This window comes from Streptomyces beijiangensis (assembly GCF_017315755.1).
GTDB classification, from domain to species: Bacteria; Actinomycetota; Actinomycetes; order Streptomycetales; family Streptomycetaceae; genus Streptomyces; species Streptomyces beijiangensis.
Window position 1 is genome coordinate 1 of sequence record NZ_JAFLRJ010000048.1, and the last position, 15,891, is coordinate 15,891.

Annotated in this window: 9 protein-coding genes; all 9 read right to left on the minus strand. The window is 68.5% G+C overall.

Going from position 1 to position 15,891, the window contains the following annotated elements; all coding sequences use genetic code 11:
* Positions 1-145 precede the first annotated feature (145 nt).
* Positions 146-409 carry a type II toxin-antitoxin system RelE family toxin gene (locus tag J0695_RS06100; RefSeq protein ID WP_206960801.1) on the minus strand — a complete coding sequence of 88 codons (264 nt, stop codon included), beginning with the start codon at positions 407-409 and terminating at the stop codon, positions 146-148.
* Positions 402-671 carry a type II toxin-antitoxin system Phd/YefM family antitoxin gene (locus J0695_RS06105; RefSeq protein WP_206960802.1) on the minus strand — a complete coding sequence of 90 codons (270 nt, stop codon included), beginning with the start codon at positions 669-671 and terminating at the stop codon, positions 402-404. The genes J0695_RS06100 and J0695_RS06105 overlap by 8 nt, the downstream gene beginning before the upstream one ends.
* Positions 672-1,047: 376 nt before the next feature.
* Positions 1,048-2,928: a DUF2075 domain-containing protein gene (locus tag J0695_RS06110; protein ID WP_206960803.1), complete on the minus strand. Its 1,881-nt coding sequence runs from the start codon at positions 2,926-2,928 to the stop codon at positions 1,048-1,050.
* Positions 2,929-3,038: 110 nt separating this feature from the next.
* Entirely contained in the window at positions 3,039-5,009 is a 1,971-nt protein-coding gene (locus tag J0695_RS06115; RefSeq protein WP_242552273.1) for a DUF2075 domain-containing protein, read from the minus strand.
* Between the two features lie 251 nt (positions 5,010-5,260).
* Positions 5,261-5,389: a DUF6408 family protein gene (locus tag J0695_RS43705; RefSeq protein WP_242552274.1), complete on the minus strand. Its 129-nt coding sequence runs from the start codon at positions 5,387-5,389 to the stop codon at positions 5,261-5,263.
* Between the two features lie 235 nt (positions 5,390-5,624).
* Complete coding sequence (locus tag J0695_RS06120; RefSeq protein ID WP_206960805.1) at positions 5,625-7,760, minus strand: DEAD/DEAH box helicase; 2,136 nt, start codon at positions 7,758-7,760, stop codon at positions 5,625-5,627.
* Positions 7,757-9,088, minus strand: a complete 1,332-nt coding sequence (gene brxD, locus J0695_RS06125; RefSeq protein ID WP_206960806.1) for a BREX system ATP-binding protein BrxD — start codon at positions 9,086-9,088, stop codon at positions 7,757-7,759. Before brxD ends, J0695_RS06120 begins: the two co-directional genes overlap by 4 nt.
* Positions 9,085-11,841, minus strand: a complete 2,757-nt coding sequence (pglZ, locus tag J0695_RS06130) for a BREX-2 system phosphatase PglZ (RefSeq protein WP_206960807.1) — start codon at positions 11,839-11,841, stop codon at positions 9,085-9,087. Before pglZ ends, brxD begins: the two co-directional genes overlap by 4 nt.
* Complete coding sequence (locus tag J0695_RS06135; protein ID WP_307798446.1) at positions 11,838-15,800, minus strand: DUF6079 family protein; 3,963 nt, start codon at positions 15,798-15,800, stop codon at positions 11,838-11,840. Before J0695_RS06135 ends, pglZ begins: the two co-directional genes overlap by 4 nt.
* Positions 15,801-15,891: the final 91 nt, after the last annotated feature.

The following is a 15,891-nucleotide window of genomic DNA, read 5'->3' on the forward strand; positions in this document are numbered from 1 at the left end:
GGGCGGGAAGGAGGGTGGCGATCGCGTGCACAGTGCTCATGGCGTCATGAAAGCAGTCGCCACTGACAACTCGGCCCGCTGGTCCGGACGGTGGCGTCCCTGACTCCAGCGGATTCTGGCCGACCGCACGTGTCCTGGCTCAGGATCAGGTGTCGTACACGGTAGAGCGATGCCCGATGTGTACGACCCACACCACCAGTTCACCGTTGTCGATCGTGTAGACGACACGGTAGTCACCCGCTCGTAGGCGGCGGCGTTCCGGCTGGGATACGAGTGCGGTGGTGCTGAAGCCGAGCGGGTCGCTTTCCAGCTCGGTCAGTTTGGCCAGGATGCGCAGCGCCATGTCGCGGGGGATCTTGCGGAGTTCGGCCTGAGCCTCAGGCCGGAAGACGGTGCGGTACTCACTCATTGCGCGCCAGCGTCTCCCTCATGACGTCCTCAATCGGAATGCCCGCTGCCGGATTCGCCATGCGCTCGTCGATGATCCGATTGATCTCGCGCTCTTCCCACTCTTGGTACTTCCGAAGTACCTCGATGGACACGACGGCGGCGACCTCCTTGCCTCGGCGCGTGATCACGGTGGGTACGTCATCCCGGTCGGCCCGCTCCACGATCTCGGCCAGGTGTGCGCGCACATCGCGGATGGTCTCTATGGGCAAGGACTGCGTCATGCGCTCAAGCGTACCAAGTGTCTCATGTGTACACAAGGCACAGTCGATCGGCCCTGGCCCTTTGCCGCGACCTGGCGTGCTGGATGAATTCCGACGGTGCTGGATTGGTGCTGGATAAGTTCTTCAGGATCCCTGTTTTCGCAGGTGGGAGCTCTGTTCTGTATGTTCCGCTTCAACGTGTGAGCGGATCGTCACCCTGCGCTCGGCCATCACGCGGCAGGCGGCAAGGGGTCGGCCTTCTCCGGGAGCCGGCTCCTTGCTGCCCTTTCGTGCCCGGGTGGTTTCGGGTTTTCTGAGTACGCCTGCGAAAGGCAGGTGTCGGAGCCGGACTTCAGCAGGGTGGGCGTGCCCTCCCGGACAAGGGTGACTGGGTGGGTTACACAACCGCGAAACTTGCGCTTGTGCCGGACAGCTCCCGCAGTTTCTCGCGCGTCTCGGCGTCCGTCGAATACACCACCGTCCCGATCATTCCCCGCGTCAGTAGCACCTTGTACGTGTTGCGGATCAGGCGGTCCACATCTGCGTCCGGAGTCGACTTCTTGAAGACCGGATCCTTGGATGCCGTACGGTCGGTGACCCAGCGGTCGCCGCGCCACACGAGGTCGGGGCCGATGATGACGCCACTCCAGTCGTACTCGAAGCCCTGTGCCGTGTACACACAGCCCACTTGCCCGAAACCGGCCGGATCCGTCGCCCACAGGGCAGCCGGAGGGGCGCCATCGACAGCCCGGTCACCGAAGACGTTCCAGGGCCGTTCCCACTCCCCGACGATGACGTCCGAGGGCAGTGCCTGGCCGGGTGGCACTTTCTTCGTCCACTTCCAGCAGTAGCCCGCGGACATGCGCGCGCTGTACTCCTGTGAGCGGCGGTCGTCGAGGACAGCCTCCATCTCGTGCGGACTGCTCGCGAGCATGAGCTGCATCTTGCCGTCGGGTTCCCACTCCACCGGGCCGCCCGGCTCAAGCCCCAAAAGCCTTACTACCCACCGCAGATACGCATCGCTGCCACCGCACCGGAACTGGCTGTCCAGCGACACCACCCGACAACGGAGCCCCTTCTTCGCAGCGGCCTCTTCGATCTCCGCGACCGTGCCCATCTCGCCGGGCCGCACGACCTGGTGCTCGTCCAGGAGGAAGACCGGGACGCGCGCAGCGTCGATCAGTTCCTCGACCTGCGCTTTACCCGTCCGGTCGGATGCCGACGTGTAGCGGTTGGCTGATGTCTCCCGCATGCGGTGCGCCTCGTCGCAGATCAGGACGTCGAGATTGTTGCGTTCGGCGGTCATGAAACTGTTGAAGTATTTGAAGAGCTCCTGCACCTCACGCTTCCGCGAGCCCGCGACCTTTCTCATCGTCGTAGTGAAGGAGCTGGAGCCCGTCGCATGCAGTGCGGTGCTGCCCTGCCGGTACAGCTCCCCGAGGAGCGACAGTGCGATGACGCTCTTGCCTGTGCCAGGTCCCCCGGTAACGACCACGACCTCCTTGTGGTCGGAACGCTTGGCCCGGCGCACGGCGTTGAGGACTGTGCGGTACGCGATCTGCTGCTCGTCCAGCAGCACGAACTGCTCCCGCTCACGCACCTCCTGAGCGGCCACCGCCATGAGCTGCTTGGACGGGCCGATCTTCCCGTTGACGAGCTCGTCCGCAGCAGAGGCGCCGGAACGGACCCCCAGTTTCGTACGCAGGAAGTCGATGAACTCGCCGCGCCGCGCTCCGATGAACAGCTGGCCGTACTGGTCCTGCTCGGCTTCGAATAGCCCGCTGACGCCGAATTCGGTGGCATTGTGCAGATAGGCGGCGCCACTGATGCGTTCCGGGTTTGCAGCCAGCACTCCGTTGAAGGAGACCAGGTACTTGCAGTAGCCGCGTACCTGATCTACGGGGTTCAGTACTGCCCGGGAGTATGCGTCGATTCGGCACAGTGACGGATCGTCGTCGTCCGGTTCGGCGCTGCTCCACTGCTTCAGTTCCACGACGACGTACGACGGCAGTCCGGTCTCGGGATGAGTCCCGGCCAGTACGGCATCGGCCCGCTTGCTGGTCAGCGGCAGGCCGTACTCCAGGAGCATCTCCACGTGCCCGAGTCCGGCATCGTTGAGCGCGCTCGCGAGTACCGGGATACTGCGCTCCCACGAGCGGACCTCGGACGAACCAGGCTTGTGACCGTGCACATGTACGAACTGCTCCGTCAGGCGGAGAAAGAGAGCACCGGAAAGGCACTCGGCGGCGACTGCAGCAGCAGACTCGCGGAACAGCAAGGGGTGCCCCCAGGCAGCACGAAGGAACTCGTGCGGGTGGGGGCATGTCCTTGATCACTCCGCCATGCGGAGCGGAAGCCCGGCGGGCCGCAGCTACGACGGGATCAAGGCTACCTGTGACGACTGTTGTAGGCGGGTGGCAGTTGTGATCCTTCAGCGGTGAGCTTGGGCTGCGCGCCGTCGTAGTGCTGCATGCCGATGGTGCCGGTGATGAGTCTGCGCAATTCGTTGTGGGTTGCCGGGTCAACCGCATAGACCACGGTGCCGACCACACCGCGGGTGAGGAGCACGTGGTAGGCGTTGCGGACACACCGGTCGACGATCGTGTCGTCTACCGGGCCGCGGAAGGCCGGATCGCAGGATGCGGTTCGTTCCACCCTGAACTTCCCATTACGGAACAGCAGGTCAGGGCCGAGAATGACGCCGTTCCAGTCGTACTCGAAGGTCTGTGCCGTGTAGACGCAGCCGATCTGGCCGATGCCGCGCCGATCGGTCGACCACAGGGCCGACGTCGGTGCGTTCGGAACCCTGTGCTCCGGCTTCACATTCCATGGTCGGTGCCAGCCCTTGATTACTACATCATCGATGAGTTGCTTCTCGTCCGGGTTGCTCCACGGCCAGCAGAAGCCGGCGGTGATGCGAGCCGTGGCCCCTTCAAGATCACGTTCCCGGATGAACCGCTCCATCTGCTCAGGAGAATCGGCGACGGTGAGAGTCATCCGCCCGTCCGATCGCCAGGCCACCGGGTCGGAGGTGCCCAGCCCCAGCAGCTGCTGGACCCAGCGTTGGTATCGCTTGCTGCCGCCCGCCCGGAACGTTCCTTCCAGATCTGTCACCTCGACCAGACAACCGCTGTCTTCGGCGACCTTCTTGAGATATTCGGCAGTGCCCACCTCGTCGGGGCGAATCGACTGATGATCGTCGAGCAGGAAGATCGGCACTTTGGCAGCTTTGATCAGCTCAGTCGCCTGCGGCCGGTTATCGTCCCGGAGTTCTGTTGGCATCCATCGGTGTGTCGAACTGCGCCGCATACGGTGTGCCTCGTCGCAGATCAGCACATCGATACCGTCCGGCGGAGTGTCGGCGAAGCTGTTGAAGTACCGGTACAGGTTGCGAGCGGAGCTGCGCTTGTCCGAAAGCCGCCCTCGGCGTGCCGTGCTGAGCATGATTTCGCGCAGGGTTTCCGTGTACGCGTGGGATCCGCTGGCCAGCACGGCCTCGCGGCCTTTGGCCCCGAGCGCACGCTGCAGCTCCAGGGCGATGGCGCTCTTCCCACTGCCGGGGCCGCCGCGCAGGATGTATACGCGTTTGCCGTCTGGATCGGGGCCGGAGCTGTGGGCGGCGCCGGCATCGTAGAACAGCCCGACGTTGTAGCTGGTGAGGGGTGCGGTCTTCTCCAGGTGCCGGGTGATCCGGTCGAAAGCGACGTACTGCTCGTCGAGGAGGGTGAGACCGCCGCCGGTGACCGACCGTTGCCGTGCCACATCGGTGACCTTGAGCAAAGGGTCGCGGCGGGCCTCCTCCAGTGCAGACGCGGCGCGCTTCCCTGACGCGGCGGCGAATCTTCCGGTGAGGACTCGCCGGAACCGATCCATGTCGTCAAGGGTGTAGAGAAAGCCGTGATCGGATTCCGGGAGGTCGAACAGCGCCTCCACGGCCGCGTCCCGCGCGTTGTGGAGCAACGCCACGCCCGTCAACCGATCCGCGCTCTCACGCAGGTGAGGAAGGTAGCGCACCATGTATTCGCAATAGCGCTGGACCTGCCGCACCGGGTGCAGCTTGTTCTTCCCGTCCCCGAACCCGAGATCGACGGCCACGGGACATCGAGGGTCGACTGTGGCGTGCCGTACCTGCTTCAGCTCAACTGCCAGGTAGGAGTCCGTTCCTGTGTCAGGACGCTGACCGCACAGCACCAGGTCGACTGCGGAATTAGTGTGCGGCAGGTCGACCTCGACCTGCACTTCCACTTCGTCGAGACCACAGTCCAGCAGAGCCCGGACCACTACGGGGATGCTGTTGTTCCAGGAGGCGACGTCGCCCGAAGAGGCTGCTCGTCGCTTGGTCTCGAAGTGCTTGCTCATGAGTTGTTCGGTGAGCGGAGAATGCACAGATCCGGCTCGGGCAACGATGAGTTGACCGAGTTCGGCTGCCGAAAATTGCAGGAGCACGAAGGTTCCCCAGGCACGAGATGACTCGTGCGGGTGGGGGCATGTCCTTCGTAGCTCCACCGAAGCGGAGCGGAAGCCCGTCGGGCCGCAATGACAGTCCGTAGATTAACCCGCGCTGTGGCGGAGGTAAGGGCGGGCCCCCGGAGGCCCGCCCGCCGTCTCGGCTAGCCGAGACGGTGCACCACAGCCTGTGCCAGTGCCCACATCAGGTTCGAGCCGAGACTCGCCGTGATGCCCACCAGGACATCACGGACCCAAATGCGGCGCTTGGGCGCGTACTCGACGGCAGCCATAGGAAACGTCCCCTTCGGTTGTGACCGGTGACGATTGCCGGATGGCTCCCGCCGGGAGCACACCATGGGGCCGCGTTACCGAACCGAAAGGGCCTGCGTCTCCACAGGTCGCGTCGTGTACATCCTCCGGGAGAACACGCAGTGCGGGACAACGCTAACGCATTTAGGGGCAGCCAAGGTATGGAGTTGATACCAGGACGAGGGCGTCCAGTCGACCGCCCCGCCGGTGCTGAGACTAAGCGTCGGTGAACGTGGTGAAACGCACTTGCCCGGAGAGCACCTCGGTGGCGCCCTCTTCGTCCGAGGTGCGCGCGGCGAGCGTGGCTTCGGCCAGGCGGGGCGGGAGGGCTTCACCGAACTTGAGGCCACGGACCGCGTGTCCGTCAACTTCGGGCAGACACAGTCCTGTTCCGGTGTCCGCGAGGGCGATCTGCCAGCTCTCGCGAGTGATGTCGTCGCGGAGGCGGATCCACTGGTCGTTGACGCGGCGGTGCGGGGCTACGACGGAGGGCAGCGAAGCGGCCAGAGTGGCATTGGCGCGGTGGCCGGCCCAGGTCCACCAGCGGCTGTCGCCGTCGGTGCGCCGGGTGACCACGGTTCCGCCGGGATGGACGTTGTGCACGTGTGCGTCGCGGGCTTCGGCGAGCTTGGCCGTGGCCCTCTTGGTGAGGCGGACCGGCGGATCCTGGCCGAGCAGGACACTGCGAGCGGCTTGGGTGAGGGCGAAGGAGCGGATGCGCTCGGCACCGAATCCGCTCCAACGTGCGCGCCCTCCCTCGTCGGTCGGCTCCACGAAGCAGCGCTTGCGGCTCCAGTCGATGTACGTCACCAGCCAGCTGCGGCCCGCGAGGAGGAGTTTGCGCGGCCCTTCGATCTCCTGGGTGAGCAGGTCGGGGTCGGTACGGCCGATCTCGGCACGGCCGCTGAGGACGGTGAACTCCGGCGGAGCGGTGAAGACAGCCGTCAGATTCATGAAGTGGCGGTGTCCGTACCGCCGTTCGGCCTCCGGCCCGACAAAGAGCATGCCGCCGTCGCGGTCCAGATACCCCTGTTCCACGAGGTGGCGTACGACAGGTTCCGCACCCGGCCCGAAGGGCCCGATGCCACCCCACCACTCCTGCCACAGGTTCTCGCCCACGTGGTGCTCCTGGAGACACAAGGCCAGAAGTTGCTGGGCAACCAGGTGGCGGGGCTCGGGAGGGGGGATGACCGGTTCCACCCAGCCGCGGGACCACTGGAGAAGGAGCGCGGCCGCGGAGAGCAGACCTTCACCGTCGAGGGCGAGGAAGAGGCAGTTCCGGGCGGAGCCGGGCCGGCGGCCGGTCCGCCCGAGACGCTGGAGGAATGAGGCGACGGTCGACGGGGCGTCGAGTTGGATGACGCGGTCCAGGTCGCCGACGTCGATGCCGAGTTCCAGGGTGCTGGTGGAGACGATCACACAGTCGCGGGCCTCGGCGAAGGCGGTTTCGGCACGCCGTCGTTCGTCGACGGACAGCGAAGCGTGGGAGAGGAAGGTGGTGACGCCCTTCAGGCGCAGCTTTTCGCCGAGCTCCTCGACCGTGCGGCGGCTCTCGCAGAAGACCAGCCGTTTCTCACCGTGGTGCAGGGCCGCGATGACGGTCGCGGCATTCGCGACAGACCCGACGTAGTCCAGTTCGATGTCGCCAGGCGGCGGTGCTGCTGCCTGGGCCGGTCCCGTCAGATGCGGCGCGATGATTCGGGCAGGCCGCCGGCCGTGTCCTGAGCCCTGGAGCCAGCCCAGCAGTTCCTCGGGGTTGCCGATCGTGGCGGAGAGCCCGACCCGCTGGAGAGGACGGCCGACGATCCGGCTCAGACGCTCCAGTACGGCCAGCAGGTGCCAGCCCCGGTCGTCGCCCGCGAAGGCGTGCACCTCGTCGATCACGACGGAGTTCAGTCCCGAGAAGAAGGCGCGGTGGTCGACGTGCGTGCTGACCAGCATGGACTCCAGGGACTCCGGAGTGGTGAGGAGGATGTCCGGGCGCTGGGCGAGGATCCTGCGTCGCTGCCCGGTGCTGATGTCCCCGTGCCACAGCGCGGTACTGCGCCCCAGCCAACCCGCATAGGTCTCCAGGCGTGGGTGGAGGTTGTTGAGCAGGGCTTTGAGGGGACACACGTACAGCACACTGGTGCCCTTCCAGCCGCGCCGGTTCATCCGGGTCAGCAGCGGGAAGGCGGCGGCTTCGGTCTTTCCGCCGGCGGTGGGGGCCAGCAGCACGGCGTCCTCGCCGCCGAGCAGCGGTTCGACGGCCTGCTCCTGCAACGGGCGCAGGGAACGCCAGCCGAGGGAGTTGACGATGTGGTGGCCGAGGATCGGATCCAGGAGGTCGAAGGCATCGGCCGACTGCGTCACGGCAGGTCCAGCGCGATGTCGCCCGCGCCGGTGGCCGCGCTGCGTTCGGTCTCGTTGAGTTCGGCGCCGGTCAGGGTGAGGGCGTAGTGCAGACGGGGATCGAACTCCTCGAACTCGTCGACCCGGTCCATGACGTCGGCGACGAGTTTGCGCAGGTACAGGCGAGGAGCGATGCCGACCTTGCCGCCGAGCGATCCGGTGACCGCGCGTGCCAGTTCGCCGAGATAGGCGTCGTCGACGCGTTCGGCGAGCCGGCCGGGGTGCTGGGCGGTCCCCGCGTACACCTCCCGCACCCGGCTTCCCAGCTCGCCGAGTGATGCCAGGTCGAAGCCCGGAAGGCGCAGCTGTACGGCACGAGGGGAGTCGAAGCGTGGGTCGGTGGTGAAGTCGGTCGCGAGGCGCTGGGCGAGCGGGGCGAGGCGCTGGACGCCTTGTTGCCCGTCGTAGAAGGCCGGTGTTCCGGTGATGACGAGGAACAGGCCGGGGAAGCGTCCGGCGTCGATCTCGTCGAGGAGCTGGCGCAGAGCGTTGAGGGACTTTTCGCGTACGTCGCCGCGTACCCGTTGCAGGGTCTCCACTTCGTCCAGGACGAGGAGAAGGCCGGGGTGTCCGCAGTCCCGAAGGACGGTGAGAAGTCCTTGGAGGAAGCCGAGGGCGGCGTAGTGGTCGAGGTCGCCCCGGATGCCGGCGGCGCGCTTCGCACCGGCGGCCACGGACTTCTGCCCGCCGATCCAGGCGATCAGCGCCTCGGCGGTGGCGCCGTCGCCCGCGGCCACTGCCTGACGGTAGCCGCGCAGTGCCGCGGAGAAGGCCGGTGTGGTGCGGGCAACGTCGGCCAGGCGGCGCTCCAGGAGTTCGTCGACGGCCTCCGCCAGGGCTTTCTCGTCGTCGTCGGCGATGTCGCCGCCGTCGAGGACCTCTTCCTCCAGGGCGTAGAACCAGGAGTCGATCACCGCACGGAGGGCCGAGGGCTGATGGGTGGAGGTGGCGAGGCGTTCGATGAGCCTGCGGTAGACGGTCTCCAGCCGGTGCAGCGGGGTCTCGGTCTCGGAGATCTGTACTTCGCTGACGGCGAGCCCGAGGCGTTTGGCGCGCTCGGCGAGCCACCGGGCGAAGAAGGTCTTGCCGGAGCCGTACTCACCGCGGAGGGCATGGAAGGCGGAGCCGCCGCGGGCGGCCGTGGACAGGTCGTCGTCGAGGGCGGCTTCGAAGCGGTCCATGCCGACGGCGAACAGGCCGAGTCCGGACTGCGGTACGGTGCCGCGCCGCAGCGCGTCGATGACGTCGCGCCGCCGCGCCGCGCTGACCTCGGGTGCCGGGGTGTTCATGCGGTGTCTCCCAGGAACTGCTGCTGGAGCAGAGCCTTGTCGAGCTGGACGGTACGGCCGGATTCGATGAGCTGGAGCACGGGATAGCCGTCGATGTTCAGCAGGCGTTCCAGGACGGTCGCGAAGCGCTCCGGATTGCGCTGCGACTTGCCCGTGGCGGCCTGCGCCGCGGCGGCCACCGCACCGGGCGACAGTTTGCCGCCCGCCGCGAGCAGCGCGTCGAGCACGGCGGCCACGGCCTTGTCGGCCGGGGGCAGGCGTACGAAGTCGCGCTGGGTCCGGTACGGGGGACTCCCGACGATCCGCTTCCCGAGACCGCTGCGGCCGACCGGCTCGGGCGGCTGCGCGTGCCGGAGGGGGTACGCCGCGTGTACGCCGGTCTCCGCGGGGGCGGGCGCGCTGTCGGGTGAGAGGTGCCGGTGGGTGCTCCACCAGGCGGGTTCTGTGCTCTCGGGCGGGAGCAGCGACCAGCCGGACGGGAGCGCCGCGCCGACCGGCACCAGGGTGATCACAGGGACGGTGATCTCGGCGAGGGAGGCGCCACCGTGGTACCCCGCCTGCCGTGCGGTGTAGCGCACGTCGTCGCGCCAGGCCGCGACAGCGTGCCCACCATCGGTCAGGACACGCGGCCCGCTCAGGGCGACCTCGCCGTCCCGCGGGGTGCCTGTGCGCCAGCGCGCGCCCCGGACGCCGGGGGCTTCGGAGGGCTGATTGTTGCGTTCTGTGCGGTCCACCATGTGGCCGTGGTCGGACACGATCAGCACGGGGCGTCCGTAGTCGCGGGCCGCGTTGAGCAGGTCAGGCAGCTTGCCGATGTCGCGGATCCCCCAGCGGCCGCTGGTTGATTCCCGGCCGCTCGACAGAGCGTCGTCGATGGTGTTGACGACAACCGCCACCACGTCGTCCGAGGCGAGCGCCTGGACGAATTCGGGGGCGAGCCGGTGACCGGGCAGGCCCTCGTAGCCGCCTTTGTGGAAGAGCTGGGACGTGCGGTGGCGCTTGTTCCACAGGGTGGTGAACCCGGAACGTTCTACGGACTGCCCCCCTTCACACGGCCGCCCGCACAGCAAGGACGCCCTGCTGACCCGGGTGATGGAGGGCAGCATGGACACCGCAGCCCTGCGCTGCGGCACGGTTCCGGGCTGCGAGGCAGGGACGACTTCGGTCCAGACCCGCTGGTCGAGTTCGGCTGCGATACGGACGGCGACGTCGGCGCTCATCCCGTCGAGTACGACGATGAGGGGCCGACCCCCGTCCTTGGCGAGCGGGGCAGCGGTTTTGGCGAGGACGTCCTCGATGAGCAGCGCGCCGCCGGGGGCCTGCTGCGCGGCGGTTTCCGCCCAGGGGGCGAGCAGTGCGGCGCACTGCTCGTCGAGGTTTCTCCGGCGGGCCTGCACTGCTCCTATCAGCCGCCGGTAGGCCTCGCCGACGTGGGCGTCCCGACTGCCGTCACCCTCGGCGAGAACACCGAGAGCGAGATCGACCCAGCTGGTGGACGCAAGGTGATCCTGTACGGCCTGAGCGACGCTCTGTGCCTGCCGGTGCGGTGTGGCGAGCCAGCGAACCAGGCGGACAGCGGTTCGCGCCGTCTCGGTGGACTCGGCGTGGAATGCGGCGAGTTGGTGGTCGGCCAGTTCCAGCAGAGCCCGTTCGGCTGCTGCTGGAGTCGGCTCGCCCCTGTGGTCGAGGGCTGCGGCCAGGGCGCGCAGCCGACTGACGTATCCGGACGGCAGCAGACGATCGCCGCTGACCTGAGGCGCGAGGCGGCCTTCGGCGGCCAGTCTGTCGGCGCGCTCCAGAACGGCGAGTACCCGGGGGCGGGCCTGGGGGTGTGCGGCAGAGTTCCCCTCGGCCTGGGCGATCCAGCGGGTCAGGACGCCGGTGGCGGCCTCTGCGAAGGGCCGCAGCGTGTCGAAGGAGGCGAGGTCGGGGCCGAACAGGGTGCCCAGGGCGAATCCGGCGGCCTCGGCCGCCGGCGAGGCGAGGGCGGCCGAGGCGAGGGCGCCGAGCGGCAGCGCGTCGGCGCCGCGGCCTTCGGCGGCGAGGACGAGCAGGGTGGGGGCGGCGGGACCGACGGCCTGCGTGAGCCAGGTGGTCAGACCGCGCCGTTCGCTCTCGGCGAGGGCCGCGAACCGCGCGGGTCCCGTCGGAGTGCGGGTCCAGCCGAACAGGGTGTCGGCGTCCAGGTCCAGGGTGTCGGCGGAGGTGTCGCCGAGCCCGAGCCGGGCGGCGAGCAGCGCGCACACTGCACGGTCGCGGGTGAGTACGGAACCCACGGGAGGCCAGCCGTCCAGCGGCTCGGCATCGAGGAGAGCGTCGAGGAGCCAGTGCTCGCCGAGCATGCGTGGGTCGAGGTCGGCGGCGCCGAAGAGCTGGGTGACGATCTCGGCCCGGTTCACGGCCAGGGGGTGGCGGTGTACGGCGTAGGCGCGCAGATCCCAGCCGAGCTGGTCGGGGGGGACGGTTCCGGTGACCACGAGGACGGAGTCGTCGTGGTCGGACCCGCCCTCTCCGGCGGTGGCACGCAGGCGGTGCTGGTGCCAGGCGTCGGCGATACCGAGGGGGGAGTTCTGGTCGGTGACGACAACCCGGCGGCGTACGTCACCGACCCGCACGGTGAACTCGGTGTCCTTCTCCGAGCTGTCCCAGACTGCGTCGACCAGGACCAGTCGCTGCCCCGGCGCGTGGGGCAGCTCGGTCTCCAGGAGCACTTCGATGGCGCGCCGTCCGGCGACGGGCCGGGCTGTCGTCACTGGCTGTCCTCGGAGGACGGGCCGCTGTCGACCGGGCGCCAGTAGATGTCCACAGGGGTGTGCGGGTGGGCCAGATGGAACGCCTCGATCTCTTCCCGTACGCCGGTGAGGCCGTCCTTGAGCGCGCCGGGTCCGGTGATGCGCCGGGGTGCGGGAAGCGGGGTGGCGCCTCCGGTGGAGGGCTGCGGGTCCCAGGGCGTCCGCGGGTCCGCACCCCGGTCGGTGTTCTGTGCCCCGGACTCCGAGGAGACGGGCGGGGTGCCGTGCTCGGACAGCGTGATCTGTTCGGGGTCGGTGGTGCTGACGGGGGGCTGCGGTTCGGGGGCCGGGCGCTCCAGGTTGAGGGCCTCGTTCAGGAGGTTCAGACCCCTCTCCCTGACCTGGTCGAGTGCCGGTACGAGGGACCGCTCACGTTCGGGCGCCCTGGCCGCCTCGGCGATCCGCTCCAGGAGCCGCTGAGCGCGGTCGCCGACGCTGTCGTCGCGGCCCCCGAGCTCGCGCACGCTGGTGAGCAGCTTCCAGTCGGTGTCGTTCAGGGCGGTCTGGACGGCTTTGGAGCTGTCCATGGCATGGGACAGATCAGGGGCGGGCGTTTCGTAGGAGAGTGAGGCCAACTCCCGTACGAGCGCGGTCGGATCGTCCGGGTGACGTACCAGGCGGGCGAGGACGTTCGCGGCCTCCAGCAGTTGCGCGGTACGAGGGTCCGTGGGGCCGTCGGCGAGTCCGAGCAGGGGGGCGTGCCGCCTCAGCGTGGAGCGGACGCCGCCGACGGTCTCCTCCCAGGCCTTAGCCTTGGCGAGTACCTCGGTCGCGAGCGCCCGGATGTTCCGGGCGAACAGGGCGGGCTTGGCAGGGGCCCCGAAGAGCCGTGCGGCCTGGTCCCTGGCGGTGGCGTACTCATCTGGGCTGGGCAGCTCCTGGGCGCGCAGCTCCCATCCCGGTCCCATGTCGCCCAGTGCGGGGGCGGACTCCTGAGGCGTGCCGTAGAGCACCCAGGTGCGGTCGTCGAGGAGGGCGTAGACGGCGATCAGGAGGCTGACGACCTGGGGGTCGAGGCCGCTGTAACCGAGGCAGTTCTGATCGGTCCCGGTGATCCACTTGCGAATGTCCTCGACGAGGAGGTCGCCGTGCTCGTGGTGGAGGTTCGCTGCCTGGGTGATACGGGCGCGCCAGTCGTTGCGCAGGATGAGGGGGCCGTCGTGGACGGCGCCGAGTTCCAGCGGTTCCACGATGCGCTTGACGGTACGCAGTTGCTGCTTGTCGGTGATGGTGACCCGGCCGCCGTCGTCCGTGGCGAGGGTGATCCATTCGAGAGTCTTTTTCAGTTCGGCCGGGGTGACGGCCCTGGGGGTGCCCCCGGGCCCGGGGCCGAAGTCGGGATGCTGGGGGTACAGGGCGGCGAACAGCCCGTCGGCGAGCTGCGTCACGGCCTGGTCGAAGGGCTTGCTGCCCTCGGGCTGCGGGCGCGGGTACTCCGGCTGCAGGGACAGTACGTGCCGCCCGTCGGTGACCTCGGCGCCGAGGGTGCCCTCCTTCGCCTCGGCGAGGCCGTACACCTCGCGCAGTGAGGCCAGCAGGTTCTCGGTGAGGGTCTCGCGGCCGACTTCGAGCTGCTTGCGGGCCTTGTGCCGGTCGTCGGGGCGGAAATTGCGGGTGTACTCCGAGAGCCGGTCGCGCTCCAGGAGGAAGTTGATCCGCATCAGTCGGCCCAGCTGGGCCTTGCGCTGTTCGGAGAAGTAGTCGCAGAGCCAGACCAGGACGGGTTCCTGGCGGCCGGAGTGGGAGAGTTCGCCGACCCGGTGGAAGGCTTCGGCGGGGGTGTGGCCGTCGTCGAAGGGGCAGTCGAGGATGATCCGCGCATGGCCGCCGGTGGCGGGTTCGAAAGCCTCGTCGGCGACGGTGCGACGGTCGCGCACCGTGCCGAACACGAACTCGACAGTGCGCTCGGAGCCGCGCCACACGACGGTCCGCTCGTCCAGGAGGGCGCCCTGCCTGCCCGCCAGGCCGAGTTGTGCCCACAGCTGGTCGTGCACCCAGGTGCGCCGTACCCCCACTTTGTCCTCGCCGACGACGGCGTCCAGGATCGGTTCGACGTCGAGGTCGGACAGGTGCAGCGAGAAGACGGGGTCGTCCTTGCCCTCCGTGCGCAGCTCGGTGGGGAACTCCAGTTGCAGGGCCTTCATCCGCTCGACGACCTTGTCCCGTACGGGCACGGTCCGTGAGCGCACCGACCCGTGGTTGAGGGCGGCGAGCCGGGAGGCGGTGAGGCGGCGCAGCGCGGGTACGTCGGGGGCGAGTGCGGCGAGCAGCACGGTCTTGACGAAGCGCTCGTCGGCGACGAAATCGGGGTGGTCGGTGCTGCCGTACTTGCCCAGCAGGTAATGGCGCGCCTTGGCGTGGAACCGGCGGGCGGACTCCGACTCCTGCGTGAGCTTCTTGGTGAAGGCCGCTCCGGTGTCGGTGACCAGGACGTCCCAGAGGTCGCCGAGCGGGATCAGCCGGCCGACTTCGGCCCCGGCGTTCTTCTCCAGGAGCTGCTGGACCAGCTTGAGACCGGTGCGCTCGCGCTGGAGAACCCCGGAGAGTGCGACGAGCACATTGAGGAGGGCGGGCGAGAGCGGGTACACGGCCCGGAAGTCGTCCCAGTCGGCGCCGGTCGCACCGTCCCCGTCGAGCAGGACGTCCTTGACCAGCTGACCGGACTTGTCGATTCCGGCGAACGCGGCCTCAAGTGCTGCCTCTTGTCCGCGCTTTGGCCTGAGGACCCGCTCCTTGATGATGTCGGGGAGGTTGCTGTCCTCCAGGTCGACGACGGTGAACCGTTCCTTGAGGTATTCCAGGGCGTTCTGCAGGTTCTCCACGTCGGAGCCGAGGATGTCGGAGCCGACGAGCTGGGAGAGGTCGCGCTGACGGGAGATGAAGGAGACGATCGGCACCGGCCGGTCGGGGTTGCTGGACTCGATGAGCTTGACGAGCTTCTGGATCTCGTCGTTGATGAAGGCGCGGTTCGACATCTTGGCCTGCAGCCACAGCACCAGCTCGTCGAGGAAGAGCACCACCCCGTCGTAGCCGAGGGCCTGCGCGTGCTTGCTGATCTCGCTGAGACCGTCGTCCAGCGAGAGGAACGCCTCCGGATCGCCGCCCGCACTGCCCCCGTACGACTTCAGGGGGCCGTCGAACAGCGCGCGCACCAGCTGGTCACGGCGGGGGTCCTGGGCGGGGGCCGCGAAGGCGGCGTCCAGGGCGGCGGTGGTCCAGCCCTGCGCGGGCACGATGCCGATAGGGGTCAGCGGGGCGTCCTCGTCGTCGTCCTCGGCCTCGTCGCTTTCCTGCTGCGGCGCGACGGCCGGAGCCTTGGGCGCGGGGAGCAGCCGCAGGAACGCCTCGTCACCGATGGAGGCCCGCAGTCCGCGGGCGTCGGCGAGGAGCGAGTCGGAGCGGTAGACCAGCGGGGTGGGGGCGTCCGGATGCAGACGCCGTACGGTCTTCACATACCCGCCGAGCAGCGCCGCCTCCAGGCTCACGGCGCCGACCAGGTGGTAGGGCGTCATGAGGAACGACTTGCCCGGCAGCCAGTCCGCGTGCTCGGCGACCGTCTCGCGCAGCCGGGTCTTCTCCTGGACGGCCGGGTCCCCGTTGAGCACGGCGTGCAGCACGGTGAGGAAGTGGCTCTTACCGGCGCCGAAGGAACCATGCAGGTAGGCGGCGTACGAAGTGTTCTTGCGCAGGGCGCCGCGGATCAGTTTGAGGGCGGTGGAGAACTGCTCCTGGAGCTGAGGGGTGACCACGTACTGCTCGATCGAGCCGGCTGCCGACCCGTCGAACCCCGCCGACAGCTCGACCTTGAAGTCGCCGGAGTGCACGTCCTCCCTGATGTCGAGGACGTCCCTCAGTACGATTCCGCTGCCCTTGGCCATCAGCTTGTCCCAGCTCCCCGTGGTCCTCCGCCCGGCCCCCACGGCCGGACTCCTGGCGGGACCGGGGCAGGCCGCCCGTGCCCCGTACGCACCATGTCTCTCCATCCTGCCAGCTCATCCGGGGGTACGAGGG